16 protein-coding genes are annotated in these 17690 nt (G+C 35.6%); 10 read left to right on the forward strand and 6 right to left on the reverse strand.

What is annotated here, in order from left to right; genetic code table 11:
* The first annotated feature begins 286 nt into the window (after positions 1-286).
* From pckA to FLAVO9AF_RS05210, 10 genes are all read left to right on the forward strand, one after another.
* Positions 287-1891 (forward strand): phosphoenolpyruvate carboxykinase (ATP), encoded by a 1605-nt coding sequence (pckA, locus tag FLAVO9AF_RS05165; RefSeq protein ID WP_159685334.1) that lies wholly within the window; start codon positions 287-289, stop codon positions 1889-1891.
* Between the two features lie 371 nt (positions 1892-2262).
* Positions 2263-3120 carry an ATP phosphoribosyltransferase gene (gene hisG / locus FLAVO9AF_RS05170; protein ID WP_159685337.1) on the forward strand — a complete coding sequence of 286 codons (858 nt, stop codon included), beginning with the start codon at positions 2263-2265 and terminating at the stop codon, positions 3118-3120.
* A gap of 92 nt (positions 3121-3212) precedes the next feature.
* The gene (gene hisD / locus FLAVO9AF_RS05175; RefSeq protein ID WP_159685339.1) at positions 3213-4511 is read left to right on the forward strand and encodes a histidinol dehydrogenase; all 1299 of its coding nucleotides are present in this window, start codon (positions 3213-3215) and stop codon (positions 4509-4511) included.
* 76 nt (positions 4512-4587) lie between these two features.
* Positions 4588-5634: a histidinol-phosphate transaminase gene (gene hisC / locus FLAVO9AF_RS05180; RefSeq protein ID WP_159685342.1), complete on the forward strand. Its 1047-nt coding sequence runs from the start codon at positions 4588-4590 to the stop codon at positions 5632-5634.
* A 155-nt stretch (positions 5635-5789) separates the two neighbouring features.
* Positions 5790-6926 carry a bifunctional histidinol-phosphatase/imidazoleglycerol-phosphate dehydratase HisB gene (hisB, locus tag FLAVO9AF_RS05185; RefSeq protein WP_159685344.1) on the forward strand — a complete coding sequence of 379 codons (1137 nt, stop codon included), beginning with the start codon at positions 5790-5792 and terminating at the stop codon, positions 6924-6926.
* Positions 6927-6997: 71 nt separating this feature from the next.
* The gene (gene hisH / locus FLAVO9AF_RS05190) at positions 6998-7585 is read left to right on the forward strand and encodes an imidazole glycerol phosphate synthase subunit HisH (protein WP_159685346.1); all 588 of its coding nucleotides are present in this window, start codon (positions 6998-7000) and stop codon (positions 7583-7585) included.
* A gap of 7 nt (positions 7586-7592) precedes the next feature.
* A complete protein-coding gene (gene hisA, locus FLAVO9AF_RS05195) occupies positions 7593-8318 on the forward strand; it encodes a 1-(5-phosphoribosyl)-5-[(5-phosphoribosylamino)methylideneamino]imidazole-4-carboxamide isomerase (protein ID WP_159685349.1) in 726 nt (241 codons plus the stop codon).
* A gap of 69 nt (positions 8319-8387) precedes the next feature.
* Positions 8388-9143: an imidazole glycerol phosphate synthase subunit HisF gene (gene hisF / locus FLAVO9AF_RS05200; protein ID WP_159685351.1), complete on the forward strand. Its 756-nt coding sequence runs from the start codon at positions 8388-8390 to the stop codon at positions 9141-9143.
* A gap of 38 nt (positions 9144-9181) precedes the next feature.
* Positions 9182-9778, forward strand: a complete 597-nt coding sequence (gene hisIE, locus FLAVO9AF_RS05205; protein ID WP_159685354.1) for a bifunctional phosphoribosyl-AMP cyclohydrolase/phosphoribosyl-ATP diphosphatase HisIE — start codon at positions 9182-9184, stop codon at positions 9776-9778.
* A gap of 71 nt (positions 9779-9849) precedes the next feature.
* Positions 9850-11505 (forward strand): M1 family metallopeptidase, encoded by a 1656-nt coding sequence (locus tag FLAVO9AF_RS05210; protein WP_159685356.1) that lies wholly within the window; start codon positions 9850-9852, stop codon positions 11503-11505.
* 288 nt (positions 11506-11793) lie between these two features.
* On the opposite strand, the gene FLAVO9AF_RS05215 is transcribed toward FLAVO9AF_RS05210, so the two are convergent.
* The 6 genes from FLAVO9AF_RS05215 to FLAVO9AF_RS05240 form a co-directional block, all read right to left on the reverse strand.
* On the reverse strand, positions 11794-12348 hold the full coding sequence (locus tag FLAVO9AF_RS05215) for a hypothetical protein (protein WP_159685359.1): 555 nt from the start codon (positions 12346-12348) through the stop codon (positions 11794-11796).
* 124 nt (positions 12349-12472) lie between these two features.
* Positions 12473-13177, reverse strand: coding sequence for a hypothetical protein (locus tag FLAVO9AF_RS05220; protein WP_159685362.1), 705 nt, complete (start codon positions 13175-13177; stop codon positions 12473-12475).
* A 122-nt stretch (positions 13178-13299) separates the two neighbouring features.
* A complete protein-coding gene (locus FLAVO9AF_RS05225; RefSeq protein ID WP_159685364.1) occupies positions 13300-14238 on the reverse strand; it encodes a hypothetical protein in 939 nt (312 codons plus the stop codon).
* 191 nt (positions 14239-14429) lie between these two features.
* Entirely contained in the window at positions 14430-15500 is a 1071-nt protein-coding gene (locus FLAVO9AF_RS05230; RefSeq protein WP_159685367.1) for a GTP pyrophosphokinase family protein, read from the reverse strand.
* A gap of 395 nt (positions 15501-15895) precedes the next feature.
* Complete coding sequence (locus FLAVO9AF_RS05235) at positions 15896-16768, reverse strand: sugar phosphate isomerase/epimerase (RefSeq protein ID WP_159685369.1); 873 nt, start codon at positions 16766-16768, stop codon at positions 15896-15898.
* Between the two features lie 19 nt (positions 16769-16787).
* Positions 16788-17678 (reverse strand): hydroxypyruvate isomerase family protein, encoded by an 891-nt coding sequence (locus FLAVO9AF_RS05240; protein WP_159685372.1) that lies wholly within the window; start codon positions 17676-17678, stop codon positions 16788-16790.
* Positions 17679-17690: the final 12 nt, after the last annotated feature.

Genomic DNA, 17690 nt, shown 5'->3' on the forward strand with positions numbered 1-17690 from the left:
GTATTAATAAAAGTAGTGTAAATGAATCAATTTTGTAGATTTTTTTTTATGATAAAAATCAGTTATTTGGGTTATTTTTAAAATAAATACCTAAATTTGTTATGAAATCGATTTCGCTGTAAAGTGCTAATAATCAGTAATAAAATTGCAATCGTTTTCGTAAATTTTTATCGTATTTTATGATAAATATCAGTTTTTTCCACGTTTAACAGTCGTAAATTTGAATATCAAAAATTAAGAGATTTATAAAAAAAATAAGGTTAAAAAATAATAAAAAATTATCACAATGAAAAACATTAAAATCATTCAGGAACTACACAATTTAGGTATCACTGGTTATCATGAAGTAGTATATAATCCATCTTATGAAGAATTGTATCAAGCAGAGGTTTCTTTAAAAAGAAAAGGATATGAAAAAGGAGCGAATACTTCAACTGGTGCTGTAGCAGTTAAAACTGGTATTTTTACTGGACGTTCTCCTAAAGATAGATATATTGTTAAAGATGATGTAACTAAAGATACCATTTACTGGGATGAAAAAGTAAATTTTGCTACTTCAAAATTAATTTATGATGAATGTAAAGAGTTGGTTTTAAATCAATTATCAACTTCTCCAAAATTGTATGTAGTAGATGCATTCTGCGGAACGAACCCTGATACACGTTTAAAAGTACGTTTCGTAATGGAAGTAGCTTGGCAAGCACACTTTGTAACTAATATGTTCATCAGACCTTCTATTTATGAATTAGAAAACTTTGGAGAACCAGATTTCATCGTAATGAATGGTTCAAAAGCGACTAATCCAAACTGGAAAGAGCAAGGATTAAACTCTGAGAACTTTGTAATGTTCAACTTAACAGAAAAAATTCAAATTATCGGTGGAACTTGGTACGGTGGTGAAATGAAAAAAGGAATGTTCGCGATGATGAACTACTACCTACCATTAAAAGGAATGGCTTCAATGCACTGTTCTGCAAACGTAGGAGAAGATGGAGATGTAGCGGTATTCTTTGGACTTTCTGGAACTGGAAAAACAACTTTATCTGCTGACCCAAAACGTTACTTGATTGGTGATGACGAACACGGATGGGATGACAACGGAGTATTTAACTATGAAGGAGGTTGTTATGCAAAAGTTATCGACTTAAGTGAAAACAATGAGCCAGACATTTGGAGAGCTATCAAACGTGACGCTTTGTTAGAAAACGTGATTGTGGATGAGTACGGAGATATTGATTACTATGATCACAGTATCACTGAGAACTCAAGAGTTTCTTACCCAATCTATCACATCAACAAGATTGTATTGCCTTCAAAAGCAGGACACGCTAAGAAAATCATTTACTTGTCTGCTGATGCCTTTGGTGTATTGCCTCCAGTTTCAATCTTAGATGAAGATCAAGCACAATATCACTTCTTGTGTGGTTACACTTCTAAATTAGCAGGTACTGAAAGAGGAATTACTGCACCAGAACCATCTTTCTCTCCAGCCTTTGGTGAAGCCTTCTTAACCTTACACCCAACAATGTACTCTAAAACATTGATTGGTAAAATGAAAGAACACGGAGCAAAAGCGTACTTGGTGAACACAGGATGGAATGGTACAGGAAAAAGAATTTCTTTGAAAAACACAAGAGCAATCATTGATGCTATCATTAGTGGAGAAATTGATAACGCAGAGACAGCAAAAATTCCATTCTTGAATTTAACTATCCCAACAGCTTTACCAAACGTGAGCGAAGGAATCTTAGATCCTAGAGATACTTACAAAGAAAAAGCAGAATGGGAAGCTAAAGCTAAAGACTTGTCTTCTAAATACATTAAAAACTTCGAGCAATATACTAATACCGAAGAAGGTAAACGTTTAGTAGCTGCTGGACCACAACTTTAATAGCTGTAATAATTCTATAATAATAATTAAGTTGGTTTTTTTTTGAAACACTCGTTACCACTTGCTCTTGGCTTGTCGTAGTGGGTGTTTCTTTTTAAAGAAAAGCAGTGATTTAACAATTAAACAACACAATGTTGTAAAATAATTAGTTTTACAAAAAAATATTTCTATATATTTGCATCGTTAAAAAAATAAAACCAATGTTCGCAATTCAATTACATCATCATCATTTACATTATTGCACTCAAGCGATGTGTTAATGGTATGTTTGTAAATCATCATATTTTAAAACCCGTTTGAGTACTTCAAACGGGTTTTTTTATACCTTCTTAGTTGTACTCAAATTTTATCAATCTAAACAAAAAACTAAAATGAGTACATTAAAAATTGCTATCCAAAAATCAGGAAGATTAAACGAAGATAGCATTCAAATCCTAAAAGATGCTGGAATTTCAATAGATAACGGCATCGATCAATTAAAAGCAGAAGCTTCCAATTTTCCTCTTGAAGTATTGTATTTGAGAAATTCTGATATTCCTCAATATCTTATGGATGGCGTAGTAGATATTGCTATTGTAGGCGATAATTTGTTAGTTGAAAAAGGGAAAAATATTGAAGTAATTCAAAAGTTAGGTTTTTCTAAATGCAAAGTTTCTGTAGCTGTTCCAAAGTCGTTCAATTATACTTCGGTAAAAGATTTGGAAGGTATGCGAATTGCTACTTCTTACCCAAATACAGTAATTAATTTTTTCAATTCCAAAGGTGTTACCGTAGATATTCACCAAATTTCAGGATCGGTGGAAATTGCTCCAAATATTGGTTTAGCCGACGCTATTGTTGATATTGTTTCTAGTGGTAGCACGTTGTTCAAAAACAATCTGAAAGAAGTAGAAGTTATTTTCAAAAGCGAAGCTGTTTTAGCTGTTTCACCTAAAGTAAGTAAGGAATCTCAAAAGATCATTGATACTTTGAAATTCAGAATCGAATCGGTGTTGCGAGCAAGAAGATCCAAATACATTTTGATGAATATTCCCAATGATAAAATCGATGCTGTGGGTAAAATTCTTCCTGTTTTGAGGAGCTTAACCGTTTTACCATTGGCACAAGAGGGATGGAGTAGTGTACACTCAGTTATTGATAAAGATACGTTTTGGGAAGTAATCGATCAATTGAAAGAAGTTGGCGCAGAAGGAATTTTGGTTTGCCCAATTGAGAAAATGGTGCTATAAAATTTTAAATTCAATACTGAAAAACCAAATTCCAAATTTTAGCGATTGGAATTTGGAATTTTAAAAATTGGAATTTTACTAAAAATATAAAAATGAACAAAATATACAATCCAAAACCAGAATCGTGGTCAACCCTCTTAGAAAGACCCACGAAAACAGTAGATGATATAGAAGCTACTGTAAAAGAAATTTTTAAAGAAGTACAAAAAAAGGGTGACGAAGCCATCACCAAATACACTTCGCTTTTTGATGGAGTTGCAGTAGACAATCTTGAAGTTACTCCAGAAGAAATCAATGAGGCGATTGCATCAATTCCGCAAGAATTACAAGACGCTATTCAATTGGCAAAATCTAATATCGAGAAATTCCATACGGCTCAAAAAACCACTCGTGTAAGCGTAGAAACCACTTCAGGTGTTTCGTGTTGGCAAGAAAAACGTCCGATTCAAAAGATTGGCTTGTACATTCCAGGTGGAACAGCTCCTTTATTTTCGACCGTTTTGATGTTGGCTGTACCAGCTAATATTGCAGGCTGCAAGGAAATTGTGTTGTGTTCACCTCCAGATAAAAAAGGAAAGATCAATCCAGCGATTCTCTATGCCGCACAATTGTGTGGGGTGACCAAAATTTTGAAGGTGGGTGGCATTCAAGCCATTGCAGGATTGACTTTTGGCACAGCTGCAATTCCGAAAGTATATAAAATTTTCGGCCCAGGAAATCAATTTGTTACGGTAGCGAAACAATTAGCTACTCAGTTTGGGGTTGCCATTGATATGCCTGCAGGGCCATCAGAATTGTTAATTGTAGCTGATGACACAGCTGTTCCGGCCTTTGTAGCTTCGGATTTGTTGTCGCAAGCGGAACACGGTACTGACAGCCAAGTGATTTTAGTCTCGACTTCAAAAGACTTAATTGACGCGGTTGAAACTGAAATCCAAACCCAATTGGAAGTGTTACCAAGAAAAGCCATTGCAACAAAAGCCATTGAAAACTCTAAATTGATTTATGTTGAAAATGACCAAATCGCTATAGACTTGATTGACGAATATGGGCCTGAACATTTCATTATTTGCGCTAAAAACGAAGATTTTTATGTAAATAACATTGGTAATGCGGGTTCAGTTTTTATTGGGAATTACACGCCCGAAAGTGCGGGAGACTATGCTTCGGGAACGAATCATACGTTGCCAACCAATGGTTATGCTAAGAATTATAGTGGTGTCAATTTGGATAGTTTCTTGAAATCGATGACGTTTCAAAAAATTACAGCTGAGGGCATTCAAAACATAGGACCTGCTATTGAACTAATGGCTGAGGCTGAAGGATTGCAAGCCCATAAAAATGCGGTGACGCTTCGACTACAGTCCTGCGAGGTTTCTAAAACCTCGTAGGTCTATATTTTAGATTGCTATTTGTTAACTAATACCTACAAGGTTTTTGAAACCTTGCAGGAATAAAAAACATATTATGAATACTTTTGATATAAACACCATAACTAGAGAAAATGTTAAGGCAATGAAACCTTATTCTTCCGCACGTGATGAATTTGAAGATTTTGACACGGCTCAAATGATTTTCTTGGATGCGAATGAAAATCCGTTTGAAAATGGAGTAAATCGTTATCCAGACCCACAGCAACAATCGGTAAAAACGATTTTAGGGCTAAATAAAGGCTTGCAAAAGAAACAAATCCTACTTGGAAACGGTAGTGACGAGGTGCTAGATTTATTGTTTAGAGGGTTTTGTGAGCCAAAAATCGATAACATTATCACATTGCCACCAACGTATGGAATGTATAGTGTTTTGGCAAATTTGAATGATGTAACCAACAAAGAAGTATTGTTGACCAATGAATTTCAACCCAATGTAGAAGCTATTTTGGAAGCGGTTGATGCCAATACGAAAATCATCTTTTTGTGTTCACCAAATAACCCAACGGGTAACTCATTTTCGGACGAAAGTGTGGTGTATTTATTGAATAATTTCAAGGGATTAGTGGTTATTGATGAAGCCTACATCGACTTTTCTACCAAAGCGAGTTGGGTTAACGAATTGGACGCATATCCTAATTTGGTCATTACACAAACCTTGTCCAAAGCTTACGGATTGGCAGGTATCCGACTTGGAATTTGCTATGCTTCAGAAGCTATTATTGGGGTGTTGAATAAAATCAAACCGCCTTACAATGTTAATGAATTAACGCAGCAAAGAGCGATTGAACGTTTGCAACAACCAGCTAAAATTGATTTAGAAATTGCTTCGATTATTGCGCAAAGAGAACTTTTACTTAAAGCGTTACTTAAAGTAAATTTTGTTGAAGTTGTCTATCCCACAGAAGCGAATTTTGTATTGATTAAAGTGGATGATGCCAACAAAAGATACGATGAGTTAATTGCGAAAGGCATAGTGATTCGTAACCGAACTACACAACCACTTTGCGACAATTGTTTGCGATTGACGATTGGTACAGAAATAGAAAATAAGAAATTGATAGAAGCTTTATTAGCCATTTAGTAGTAGAGAACCGTAAATTGCGTGAGGGATGTAGTGGAGCTCTTTTTGTAACGGAGGAACGGAGTTACAAAAAAGCGGGAACGGAAGCCCGACCCACCTACTGAGCTTGTCGAAGTATCAGGTGGGGCACGCTCAAATAAACAATATAAAATAAGATGAAAAAAGTACTTTTTATAGACCGTGACGGAACATTAGTTTTAGAACCAGAAGGGTATCAGTTGGACAGTTTGAGCAAATTAGAATTTTACCCGAAGGCTTTTCAATATATGGCAAAAATCGCCAAGGAATTGGATTATGAATTAGCGATGGTTACGAATCAAGATGGTTTGGGAACCGCTAGTTTTCCTGAAGATACGTTTTGGCCTACGCAAAATTTTATTTTGAGAGCTTTTGAGAACGAAGGCGTTTTGTTTGATGATATTTTTGTGGACCGCTCATTTCCTGAAGACAATGCGCCAACGCGTAAACCTAGAACGGGAATGTTGACCAAGTACATTAACAATCCGAATTATGATTTAGCGAATTCTTTTGTGTTAGGCGACCGCTTGACCGATGTGGAATTGGCCAAAAATCTAGGAGCTAAAGCCATTTTCTTGAAGCAAGAAGAAGGATTGGGAGCGGCAGAATTATCAAGTAAAAAAGAGGAATTAGACCCCGTAATTGCTTTGCAAACTACCGATTGGAAAGTGATTTATGAGTTTTTGAAATTAGAAGCTCGTTCGGCTAGTATTGCTAGAAAAACGAACGAAACCGATATCACCATTCAACTGAACTTGGACGGGACAGGAAAAAGCAAAATTGATACTGGAATTGCTTTTTTTGACCATATGTTGGACCAAATTGCGCGTCACGGCCAAATGGATTTAGAAATTTCGGTCAAAGGCGATTTAGAAGTAGACGAGCACCACACTATTGAAGATACGGCTATTGCTTTGGGAGAAGTTTTTGCTAAAGCTTTAGGCAATAAATTAGGGATTGAGCGCTATGGTTTTTGTTTGCCAATGGACGATTGCCTATCACAAGTAGCGATTGATTTTGGCGGAAGAAATTGGTTGGTTTGGGAAGCTGAATTCAAGCGTGAAATGGTAGGAAAAATGCCAACTGAGATGTTTTATCACTTCTTCAAATCCTTTTCTGATGGGGCAAAAGCGAACATCAACATCAAAGCGGAAGGCACCAATGAACACCACAAAATCGAAGCGATTTTTAAGGCTTTTGCCAAAGCTATTAAAGTAGCCGTGAAACGCGATACAGAGAAAATGATTTTACCAAGTACGAAGGGAATGTTGTAAAATAAATGGGAAGTTAGAAGTGGGAAATTAGAAACTTCTGACATCTAACTTCTGACATCTAACTTAAAATAATGAAAATAGTAATCATAAATTACGGCGCAGGAAACATTCAAAGCATTATGTTTGCCATAGAACGATTGGGATACAAAGCGGTTTTGAGTAACAATCCTGAGGAAATAATAGCAGCAGATAAAGTCATTTTTCCAGGTGTGGGCGAGGCGAGTTATGCAATGAAAATGCTACAAGAAAGCGGACTGGATACCTTGATTCCAACCTTGAAACAACCTGTTTTAGGGATTTGCTTGGGGATGCAATTGATGTGTCAATCCTCGGAAGAAGGGAATACAAAAGGTTTGGGAATTTTTGATGTGGATGTAGTCAAATTTTCTTCCAAGGTAAAAGTGCCTCAGATGGGTTGGAATACGATTTACAATCTAAAATCGGATTTATTCAAAGGCATTGCCGAGAACGAATATATGTATTTGGTACATAGTTTTTATGCGCCACTTTGTAAGGAAACCATTGCGACGACAGACTATGAATTAGAATATTCGTCGGCTTTAGAGAAAGACAATTTCTTCGGAACTCAATTTCATCCTGAAAAGAGTGGGGATGTTGGCGAGCAAATTTTAAACAACTTTTTAAACCTTAAACTGTAAACAAATTATGCGAATAATACCCGCAATAGATATCATCGAAGGAAAATGTGTGCGTTTGTCCAAAGGCGACTACGATACCAAAATTATTTACAATGAAAATCCACTGGAAGTCGCTAAATCATTCGAGGCACACGGAATTGAGTATTTGCACTTAGTTGATTTGGATGGAGCCAAGTCGAGTCAAATTGTCAATTATAAAATTTTGGAACAAATAGCTACAAAAACGAAATTGAAGATTGATTTTGGTGGTGGTTTGAAATCCGATGCCGACTTAAAAATTGCTTTCGAAAGTGGTGCCAACCAAATCACAGGAGGAAGCATAGCCGTAAAAAATCGAGCCATTTTTGAAAAATGGATTTCAGAATATGGTTCGGATAAAATCATTTTAGGAGCAGATGCTACTAACGAAAAAGTGGCTGTTTCTGGCTGGTTGGAGGATTCTAATGAAGATTTGATTCCGTTTATACAAGACTATCAAAATAAAGGTATTCAGTACGTTATTTGCACCGACATTGCTAAAGATGGAATGTTAGAAGGACCGAGTTTTGATTTGTACCAAAAAATACTGGAACAAGCCCAAGGGATAAAATTGATTGCTTCAGGAGGGATTTCTACTTTTGATGAATTGCCTAAATTAGCCGAACTAGGTTGTGAAGGAACAATAATCGGTAAAGCGATTTATGAAGGAAGAATTAGCTTGAAACAACTAGAAAATTTTATTTTAAGTTCATAGTTGATAGTTAATGGTTTGTAGTTGAAAAATTGAACCATTAACCAAAAACAACAAACAATATACAACGATATGCTTACGAAAAGAATAATACCTTGCTTAGATATTAAAAACGGACGAACCGTAAAAGGGGTGAATTTTGTCGATTTACGCGATGCGGGTGACCCAGTAGAATTGGCTAAAATCTATTCACAAGAAGGGGCAGATGAATTGGTGTTTTTGGACATTTCGGCTACCGAGGAAAGACGAAGCACTTTGATTGACTTGGTGCGAAAAGTTGCAGCTACCATCAATATTCCATTTACGGTGGGTGGCGGTATTTCGGCTGTTGAAGATGTGGAAGTGTTGCTTCAAAATGGTGCTGATAAAGTATCAATCAATTCATCGGCAGTGAAAAATCCCCAATTGATTAATGATTTGGCGCAGAAATTTGGTAGCCAATGTGTGGTGGTAGCCATCGATGCCAAACAAATAGAAGGCGAATGGATGGTGCATTTGGTAGGAGGGAAGGTGCCAACGGAAATCCGATTGTTTGATTGGGCGAAAGAAGTAGAACAACGCGGTGCGGGGGAAATACTCTTTACTTCTATGAATCACGATGGAACCAAAAATGGTTTCGCCAACGAAGCTTTAGCGCAACTATCGCAATTGGTTAATATTCCGATTATTGCTTCAGGAGGCGCTGGAAATATTCAGCATTTTGTAGACACCTTTATTGACGGAAAAGCCGATGCGGCTTTGGCGGCTAGTGTCTTTCATTTCAAAGAAATTGAAATTAAAACACTAAAAAAAGAACTTAAAAACAATACTATAGAAGTCAGAATTTAGTCTTAGTACTTAATTCTCAATACTTAATACTAATAAAAATGAATGTAGATATAAAAAGTGCTCACGGATTAATTCCAGCGATTATTCAGGATGCTGAAACAAAAAATGTTTTGATGTTGGGCTATATGAACGAAGAATCGCTTCAAAAAACCATAGACACTCAAAAAGTAACTTTCTTTAGCCGTTCCAAACAACGATTGTGGACCAAAGGAGAAGAAAGTGGTAATTTTTTAGAATTGGTTTCCATCAAAAATGATTGTGATGGCGATACCTTATTGATTCAGGCAAAACCAGTGGGACCTACTTGTCATACTGGCGCTGATACGTGTTGGCAAGAAGCGAATTCCGCAAATTATGGCTTTATCTCACAATTGGAGTCGACCATTAAAACACGTCGTGAAAATGCCGATTCTGAGAAGAGTTATGTGGCTTCATTGTTTGAAAAAGGCATCAACAAAATTGCTCAAAAAGTAGGAGAGGAAGCAGTTGAAGTGGTTATTGAAGCCAAAGATGATAACGATGACTTGTTCTTGAGCGAAAGCGCCGATTTACTTTTTCACTACTTGATTTTATTGCAAGCTAAAGGTTTTCAATTGAATGATGTAGTGGAAGTATTGAAAGGAAGACAGAAATAAGTAAGGAAATCTTGTTTCTTTTTTACTGCAAAATCTAAAAAAGTATGTAGTTTTGAAAAAAACTATACCTGATGAAAAAAATAGCTATCCTTCTATTGATGACTTCGTTTTCGATCATTAAAGCCCAAGGATTATTGAATAAAAATGAAACCACTTTTACCCGACAAGACAGTCTTAGAGGTAGCATCACCAAAGAGCGTGCTTGGTGGGATTTGAAACACTATCACTTAGCTATCAAAGTGAATCCAGCGGATAGCACTATTTCGGGGTCGAATACGATTCGCTATCAAGTGCTTCAGGAAAATTCTGTGATGCAAATTGACTTGCAAAATCCGATGGCCATTACCAATGTAACCCAAGACGGAAAACCGTTGACCTACAAGCGAGAAGGAAATGTCTATTTTATTACTTTAACGGCTCCTCAAAAAGTAGGCATCACCAAAGAAGTTGTGGTGTTTTATGGCGGAAAACCAAAAGTAGCGGTCAATCCACCGTGGGATGGAGGGATTACTTGGAAAAAGGATAAAAACGGAAATCCGTTTATTGCTTCTTCTTGTCAAGGTTTGGGAGCCAGTGTTTGGTGGCCCAACAAAGATCATATGTATGATGAAGTTGATGAGGGAATGAAAATTAATGTAAATGTTCCTGGGAATTTGACGGATGTTTCTAACGGTCGCTTGCAAAGCGTACAAAAGGAAAAAGACGGTACCAAAACCTTTCATTGGGTGGTTAAGAATCCAATCAATAATTATGGCGTGAATATTAATATTGGCGATTACGTCTCTTTTTCTGAAAAATACAAAGGAGAAAAAGGCGACTTAGATTGTACGTATTATGTATTGCGTGATGATTTGGATAAAGCCAAAAAACAATTTCAAGATGTACCCAAAATGTTGAAGGCTTTTGAGCATTGGTTTGGTCCTTATCCATTTTATGAAGACAGCTACAAATTGGTGCAGGCTCCGTATTTGGGTATGGAACACCAAAGTAGTGTAACCTATGGCAATAAATTTTTGAATGGTTACTTAGGACGTGATTTGAGTGGTACAGGCTGGGGAATGAAGTTTGATTTTATTATTATTCACGAGTCTGGTCACGAGTGGTTTGCGAACAACATTACTTATAAAGACATCGCGGATATGTGGATTCACGAAAGCTTTACCAATTACTCAGAGAGTTTGTTTTTGGAATATTACTTTGGTAAAGAAGCGGGCTACACCTATGTGCGCGGTATTCGAAAAAACATCGAAAATGATAAACCGATTATTGGAGCTTATGATGTAAACAATGAAGGTTCTGGAGATATGTACTACAAAGGTGCCAATATGCTACATACCTTGCGACAAGTGGTAAATAATGACGAAAAATGGCGTGAAATCTTGCGTGGTTTGAATGCCACTTTTTACCATCAAACAGTGACGACACAGCAAATTGAAAGTTATTTGAGCGAAAAAATTGGTAGAGATTTGACGCCTGTTTTTAACCAATATTTGCGTGATACGCGTATTCCAACCTTGGAGTATTTCTTTAAAAACAATCAGTTGGGGTATCGTTGGGCGAATAGTGTGGCCAATTTCAATCTCCCTGTAAAAGTTTATCTGAATGGCACCACACAAATTTTGGAACCGAATAACGAATGGAAAATGTTGCCTTTAGGAACGACAGAAAAACCAACACTTGAAGTGGATAACAACTATTATGTGGGCAGTTACAATATAACGGAATAGTTCCAAGAATGAAAAATAAAAAAGCTTTCTGAAGTCTAGGACTAGCTCAGAAAGCTTTTTTTATTGTTGGTAATAATGTAAACCGATGGATCAAATTGTTTTTTACCACATAGGAGCATAGAATTTTTAGTTTTTTTGAGAAATAAATAGAAGTTCTACTATTCACATAGTGCATCTATGTGAGAAATAGTGCTATTTCTGTTTTTTCTATGTTGATTTGCTTTAATCTATGAATCTCCTATGTGGTTAATTCTTTCTTATTTGTATTTCACCCAACGGATTAAAGTATTATTTATGAAGTAGGTTGGCAATTTTGGTGTAAACAAAGAGTGCCATAGGTCGAAGTGCTAAATACAGAACGCTGCAAAGGAGTACTAAAATAGTTCCAATAAGAATTGGGAGTACACCCCCAAAAGTAAAGGTCATTCCAATTACAAAACCAAGTAAACATTCTGCTCGGTAGATAGGCAAGAAAAAAGCAAGCACTAACAAGCCGACAAGCATATAAAAAGGCACATCTTTAATACCAAGCGTAAAAAATACCGAAAGTACCATCCCAAAAAGCAGAGCGCCTACAAAATAAGCAACAAAACTGCTTGGTAAAGTACTACTCGATGCTTCTTTCGCTAGTCGCACTTGCGAGCGGTACAGCAAGAACCAAGTTAGCAAAGGAAGCAAAATACCGCCCCACCAATTCGAAAATGAGGGCAAGTCCTTGTTTTGCAAAAGATGATGACTGGGCACGCCTCCGTGAAAATAATCCCAAAGCAAAAGCGCCCAAATGAACACTGTTACGAGGATAGTACAATAAATACGCTTTTTTAAAAATGTTGCTGGTTTCACAAAGTGGATTGGTTAGGAATGGTACGATAAAAGTATCTAACCATTAGTTGCATTGGGAGTGATATTGTTACAGTTAAGCCAATTGTTCAAATCCGATGTAAAACTATTTTAAGTTGATTTCTTATCATTTGTAATAATAATACCAATTACTTTCGTAGTTAGTATCAAAGTTTTCTTTGCTATCAATCAAAACCTGAATATTCTCTTTTTTGAAGTAATTAAACTCGTCAAATGGTTTTATAAACTCATAATACTTCTTAACCCATAGTTCTTTGACTTCAGGTCTATCATATTTTTTTACCTTTTCATTTGTGAACATAAAGAAGGTTGGAATGGTAAAACCAATTGAGATTGTCCAAATATCTTTATTATGGAAAGAAGCAATGAATTTGTCAGTCAGTTCTTTTGTGATTTTATAGGTAGCCTCAATTTTAGCAATTGGTTCAAATGCACCATAAACCACAAATACATCATCTGTCAAATAAACTTCGTTATTGTTTAAGCTGAATATTTTTGAAATTGCGTTATTGCTTTTATAAAGCCCTTGGTGTTTAATTATTTCAGCAAACTTCTCTCCAATAGCTTTTTGCTTTGTTTTATCGAAATATGAAAAATTTTCAGTTAAAAATTTATTCTTCTCTTCTTCGAATTCAAAGCAAATTTGAATTCTTGGTCTCTTGTTTAATGTGTCGTAAATAATGTTCACCGTTTTTACATCATAGGTTTCGTCTATCCATTCAGCAAGAGGCTTAAATTCCGCTTTCATCTTTTCAATCCCAAGAATTATTCGCTTTGTCTGTGTGTATTCCTTGTCAGATGGTAAAATCATAATTTATTCTAAATTGACACATAATTAAAGGTATTATAAAATCATCCCAAATACAAAACATTTTATATTAAGCCTATTACTCAATACCATTGTTGTGCTAATATATTTATGCGTTATTTTATTTAAATCTCAGCACCAAAGACTTTTCTGTAACGCCAAATTATTCTTCCTAATGGTGTGAAATTTTCATGACTATCTCTTTCATAAGCCAAACCTTTTTTTATCATCTCAGTAAGTACTTCACCACCAAGACTTCCTCCGCTTTCGAAAAATCTTCCTAATGTTAAAAATGTTAGCCATTTATTTTCATCTTTTAATTCATTTACTTTTTTGTTAACTTCAGGAGGGAAATTTTCTTGTGATAAATAGAATTTTTCATTTTCTTCATCAAAAAAAAGATGTTCGTATTTTTCTAACTTTTCTAATTTAAAATTGTAATTTTTTTTAAGTTGATCTAATGAACTTTGTAACTGCTTTTTTATAGCAACATTATCCTCATTATCTTTTTGTGATTTTTCTAGTTTTTGTTTAGTTAAATCAAGGTCTCTTATTTTATTGCTAATAGTTTCACTCTGAATTAAAAGATCCTTATCTTTTTGCTTGATTTGTTCAGTTTGTTCATCTATTGTTTTTGAAAACACCCTTACATTTTTTCTTTGCTCTTCATATTGATCAAAGTATTGTTCACGCTCATTTACCACATTATCATATTCACTTTTTCTAACAACATTTTTGTTAATGATTTTACCAGTAATATAAGGCATTAACCAAAATTCTACCCAAAGTACTAAACTTCGAGTTGCAACAACTATTAAGTATCCTAAAAACATGTATAAAATCGATTGTAATATATCCCATATAAAGGCTTTTAATGTTAAGTTGTTTGAGCTATAGTTTTTAATAAAAATTAATTTATCATCTAAAGTACAATCTGAATCAAAATTAATAACAGCATACCATAACTCCCAATGATGTAAAACTAAAACTAGTATTAGAGTTCCAAAAAATGGATTTGTAAGTTTGTCTTTTATGTTGCTAAAGAATGAGTTAATAACCTCCATTATTTTGAGCTTTTTATTATGTTAATAATTGTGCAAAATTGTTTTTTATACTTTCAACTAAAGTTCTGGAGCTACAGTGGGTTTATGACTAAACTTAGATTTATTTTTCGGTTATTGCTATTCTCTAAATACAATACAAATTTTTCATTAAGCCAATTGCCCAAATCCGTTATAGTTACTATTAGACGTATTTATTTTTTTATTTCCCGTATTGTTTCAACAAATGGTTTCCAATCAATATCCTTTAAACTTATTTGATTTGAAAAGTCGATATTATCATCTAACATTATAATTAAAATGGCTATTAAGTCAGTTCCTATGGTATGAAAATCATCTTTTGTTTTGGTTTTAAATAAATTTAAAAATTCAAAAAATGCTTTTTCAATTTTATCACTATCAGAATCAAGAAGTTTATCTAAATCCTCAATTGATTTTATTGAAGACTTATTAATAACATTAATAAGTCTATTAAGAAAATATTGATCAGTATCTGTGGTGTAATTAATTTCATCTTCATCTTCTTTGTAACCACACTTTAAAGCTATTTCAATAATTTTGTCAACTTTTGGATTAGCATTTAAAAATGAGTCTACTGATAAAAGGTTTATTTCAATTTTTAAATTACCACTATCTATTGAAGTATCAATATCATTCTGTAAATTTTCAGTTTCCTTTTTTATTGATAAAAATTGCTCATCAGCTAATTCTAGTAACGCACTTAATCTATATATTTTTCTTTTTAAAATACTAGGGATTTCTCTTTTAGTTTTGTACCTAAGTTTATGGTCAATTGTAGCCCAAGAATGTTGTAGAATAGTTCTTATTTGAATTTCAATTTTTAAGTCTTTGTATGATTTCCATTCAACTAATGTATTTCTTTTTTTTCCCAATTTAACAACGTAATGTAATGACAAATAACCAAATTTGTCAGGACTATTGATTTTTGTTTTATCAATACTATTTCCTGTGTCTATTTCAAATTCTTTTTCTAAAAGTTCTGCAATTTTATAGATTTCCTCAGTATAATATGTGATTATCCTGATGCCACATAAATCTGTAATTTCTTTAATAGGATCTTTATAATTTTTTTCTGGTCTTGAAGTTTTTTCATCAAAACTTTCTATTTCTTTTGTTCTACTTTCTATTGATGCAATGTCAATGTCTGATTCAGAAATTAATTCTTTTATTAATGATGTAGCCTTAATTCTAAATCGCTCATATAAAGGTCTAATTAACTCAAATTCTTTTGTCGATTTATTCATTATTTAGATTTTTCATAATAATTCTTACTTACTTGTATTTAAGTCTTACTAACTCATCCCCATGAACTTCAACATAAAGAGATAGGTCTAATCTTAATTAAAACTTCATATCTCCAAATATAACCGTTTTCTCTCAAAAATATATAAATATTTTCTGAAAAGTATGTCATTTTTGTATGTTGTTACCATTACTTCTAATCTCTAACTTCTAATCTCTAACTTCTAATCTCTAACTTCTAATTTCTTACTTAGCATGAGCGATGGGAGCGGCATCCTCTTGGGGCGGGGTTCGCCCCAAGAGATATAGCGTACAGCGCGACCCCGATGCAGCACTGTTGTGTTTTTAGCACGGTCGTGTACATCGGGGTCATGCCCAAATAAAAAAGGGTGTTATTTTATAGCAATTGCTTACTAACGTACTGGCAACTTGCTTTGATGGATTCCATAGGGTTGGGAGAGTAGTTGGTTTCTTGCTCCACAAAAAAGTGCTGCATGCCTGAGGCTTTGGCTTGTGCAAAAATGGCTTTGAAATTGATGTTGCCTTCGCCAATTTCGGCATTCCAAGCGGGATTGTTTTTGTCCCTATCTTTAACGTGCCACATGGTGAAGCGACCAGCGTGGTTTTGGAACAACTGCAAAGGGTCGTTGCCGGAGCGCACTACCCAATACAAATCCAATTCAAAATCGACCAATTTCTTGTCGGTTTCTTGTAGCAAAATGTCATAACCGGTTTGATTGCCAAATTTCGTGAATTCAAAATCGTGGTTGTGGTAGGCGAGTTTGAGTCCTGCTTTTTTGCACAAAAGTGCGGCTTCGTTGGCTTTTTGGGCAATGCGTTTGTAATCGTCCAATTGGCTGCGTAAAGCGTCTTCTAGCCACGGAATCACCACATATTCGCTTCCCAACTGATTGGCGCACTCAATGGAGGCTTTTAGGAAGTCGGCATTGTTGTCTTTGATAAACGTTTTAAAATCATAATGTCCGCTCGGCGCTTTGAGTCCGTTGTCGTTCAGGATTTTTTTAAAGTCTTTGGGCGAGGTGCCAAAAAAACCTTTTTCGCCAGCAAATCCGTAGGTTTCTACTTCTTTGTAGCCGGCTTTGGCAACGTGTTCTAGCACGCCTTTGACATCTTTGGAAAAGGCTTCGCGCAAGGTGTACAATTGAATTCCGATGTTTTTGGGTTTTGCCGCAAAGGCTAGGGAAGGAGCTAGGGCAACGGCGCCCAAGGCCAACCCACTATTGATGATGAAATCTCTACGCTTAATCATGATGGTTCGTTTTTAGGGGTTAAATATCACAAATGGCGATGGCTTGTTGCAAAGCGGCCATTTTATCTTTTTGTTTCGGCATAAATTCTTGTCCCACAAAACCTGTAAAACCAGTAGCTGCAATGGCTTTCATAATGGCGGGATAATGAAGCTCTTGGGTCTCGTCGATTTCGTTGCGACCCGGCACGCCCGCCGTGTGAAAGTGGGCAATATACTGATGGTTTTCCTTGATGGTGCGAATCACATCGCCTTCATCAATTTGCATGTGATAGATGTCGTACAAGAGCTTGAAATGTGGTGAATTGATTCTTTTGGCTAATTCTACGCCCCAATAGGTTCTGTCGCACTGGTAATCTTTGTGGTCGATTTTGCTGTTGAGCAACTCCATCACCAAGGTGATTTGGTGTTTTTCGGCCAAGGGAATCAATGTTTGCAAGCCTTTTACACAATTGTTCCAGCCTTCTTCATCGGTTTTGCCTCTGCGGTTGCCACTAAAGCAAATCAGGTTTTTATAGCCCGCCTGAGCCACTAACGGAATCATAGCGGTGTAGTTTTTTATAAGTTGGTCATGGAATTTAGGGTCGTTGAATCCGTCTACGAGATTCAATTCGGCACCATTGCACATCGTCGATACCAATTGGTGTTTTTGTAGTATAGGCCAGTCTTTTGGACCGACCAAATCAATGCCTGTAATGCCCATTTTCTTGGCAGCTATGCAAAGCGCTTCGAGTTCCATATCGCCAAAACACCAGCGTGCTACGGAATGGTTTATTTTTCCTTTGGGGATAAAATCGGAACTATGGGATGCGTCAGACACCGCCATAGCCGAAAGCGACGATGGAATTCCCATAGCTACTGTTCCAGCAATTAGGTTTTTTATAGCGGTTCTTCGATTGAAATGATCAGGCATCTTGGAATAGAG

It is taken from the genome of Flavobacterium sp. 9R (genome assembly GCF_902506345.1).
Lineage (GTDB): Bacteria > Bacteroidota > Bacteroidia > Flavobacteriales > Flavobacteriaceae > Flavobacterium.

What these genes read in the sequence shown, in the direction of transcription:
- pckA (WP_159685334.1), top strand. Translation starts at nt 287, where the DNA reads ATGAAAAACATTAAAATCATTCAGGAACTACACAATTTAGGTATCACT.
- hisG (WP_159685337.1), top strand. Translation starts at nt 2,263, where the DNA reads ATGAGTACATTAAAAATTGCTATCCAAAAATCAGGAAGATTAAACGAA.
- hisD (WP_159685339.1), top strand. Translation starts at nt 3,213, where the DNA reads ATGAACAAAATATACAATCCAAAACCAGAATCGTGGTCAACCCTCTTA.
- hisC (WP_159685342.1), top strand. Translation starts at nt 4,588, where the DNA reads ATGAATACTTTTGATATAAACACCATAACTAGAGAAAATGTTAAGGCA.
- hisB (WP_159685344.1), top strand. Translation starts at nt 5,790, where the DNA reads ATGAAAAAAGTACTTTTTATAGACCGTGACGGAACATTAGTTTTAGAA.
- hisH (WP_159685346.1), top strand. Translation starts at nt 6,998, where the DNA reads ATGAAAATAGTAATCATAAATTACGGCGCAGGAAACATTCAAAGCATT.
- hisA (WP_159685349.1), top strand. Translation starts at nt 7,593, where the DNA reads ATGCGAATAATACCCGCAATAGATATCATCGAAGGAAAATGTGTGCGT.
- hisF (WP_159685351.1), top strand. Translation starts at nt 8,388, where the DNA reads ATGCTTACGAAAAGAATAATACCTTGCTTAGATATTAAAAACGGACGA.
- hisIE (WP_159685354.1), top strand. Translation starts at nt 9,182, where the DNA reads ATGAATGTAGATATAAAAAGTGCTCACGGATTAATTCCAGCGATTATT.
- FLAVO9AF_RS05210 (WP_159685356.1), top strand. Translation starts at nt 9,850, where the DNA reads ATGAAAAAAATAGCTATCCTTCTATTGATGACTTCGTTTTCGATCATT.
- FLAVO9AF_RS05220 (WP_159685362.1), bottom strand. Translation starts at nt 13,177, where the DNA reads ATGATTTTACCATCTGACAAGGAATACACACAGACAAAGCGAATAATT.
- FLAVO9AF_RS05225 (WP_159685364.1), bottom strand. Translation starts at nt 14,238, where the DNA reads ATGGAGGTTATTAACTCATTCTTTAGCAACATAAAAGACAAACTTACA.
- FLAVO9AF_RS05230 (WP_159685367.1), bottom strand. Translation starts at nt 15,500, where the DNA reads ATGAATAAATCGACAAAAGAATTTGAGTTAATTAGACCTTTATATGAG.
- FLAVO9AF_RS05235 (WP_159685369.1), bottom strand. Translation starts at nt 16,768, where the DNA reads ATGATTAAGCGTAGAGATTTCATCATCAATAGTGGGTTGGCCTTGGGC.
- FLAVO9AF_RS05240 (WP_159685372.1), bottom strand. Translation starts at nt 17,678, where the DNA reads ATGCCTGATCATTTCAATCGAAGAACCGCTATAAAAAACCTAATTGCT.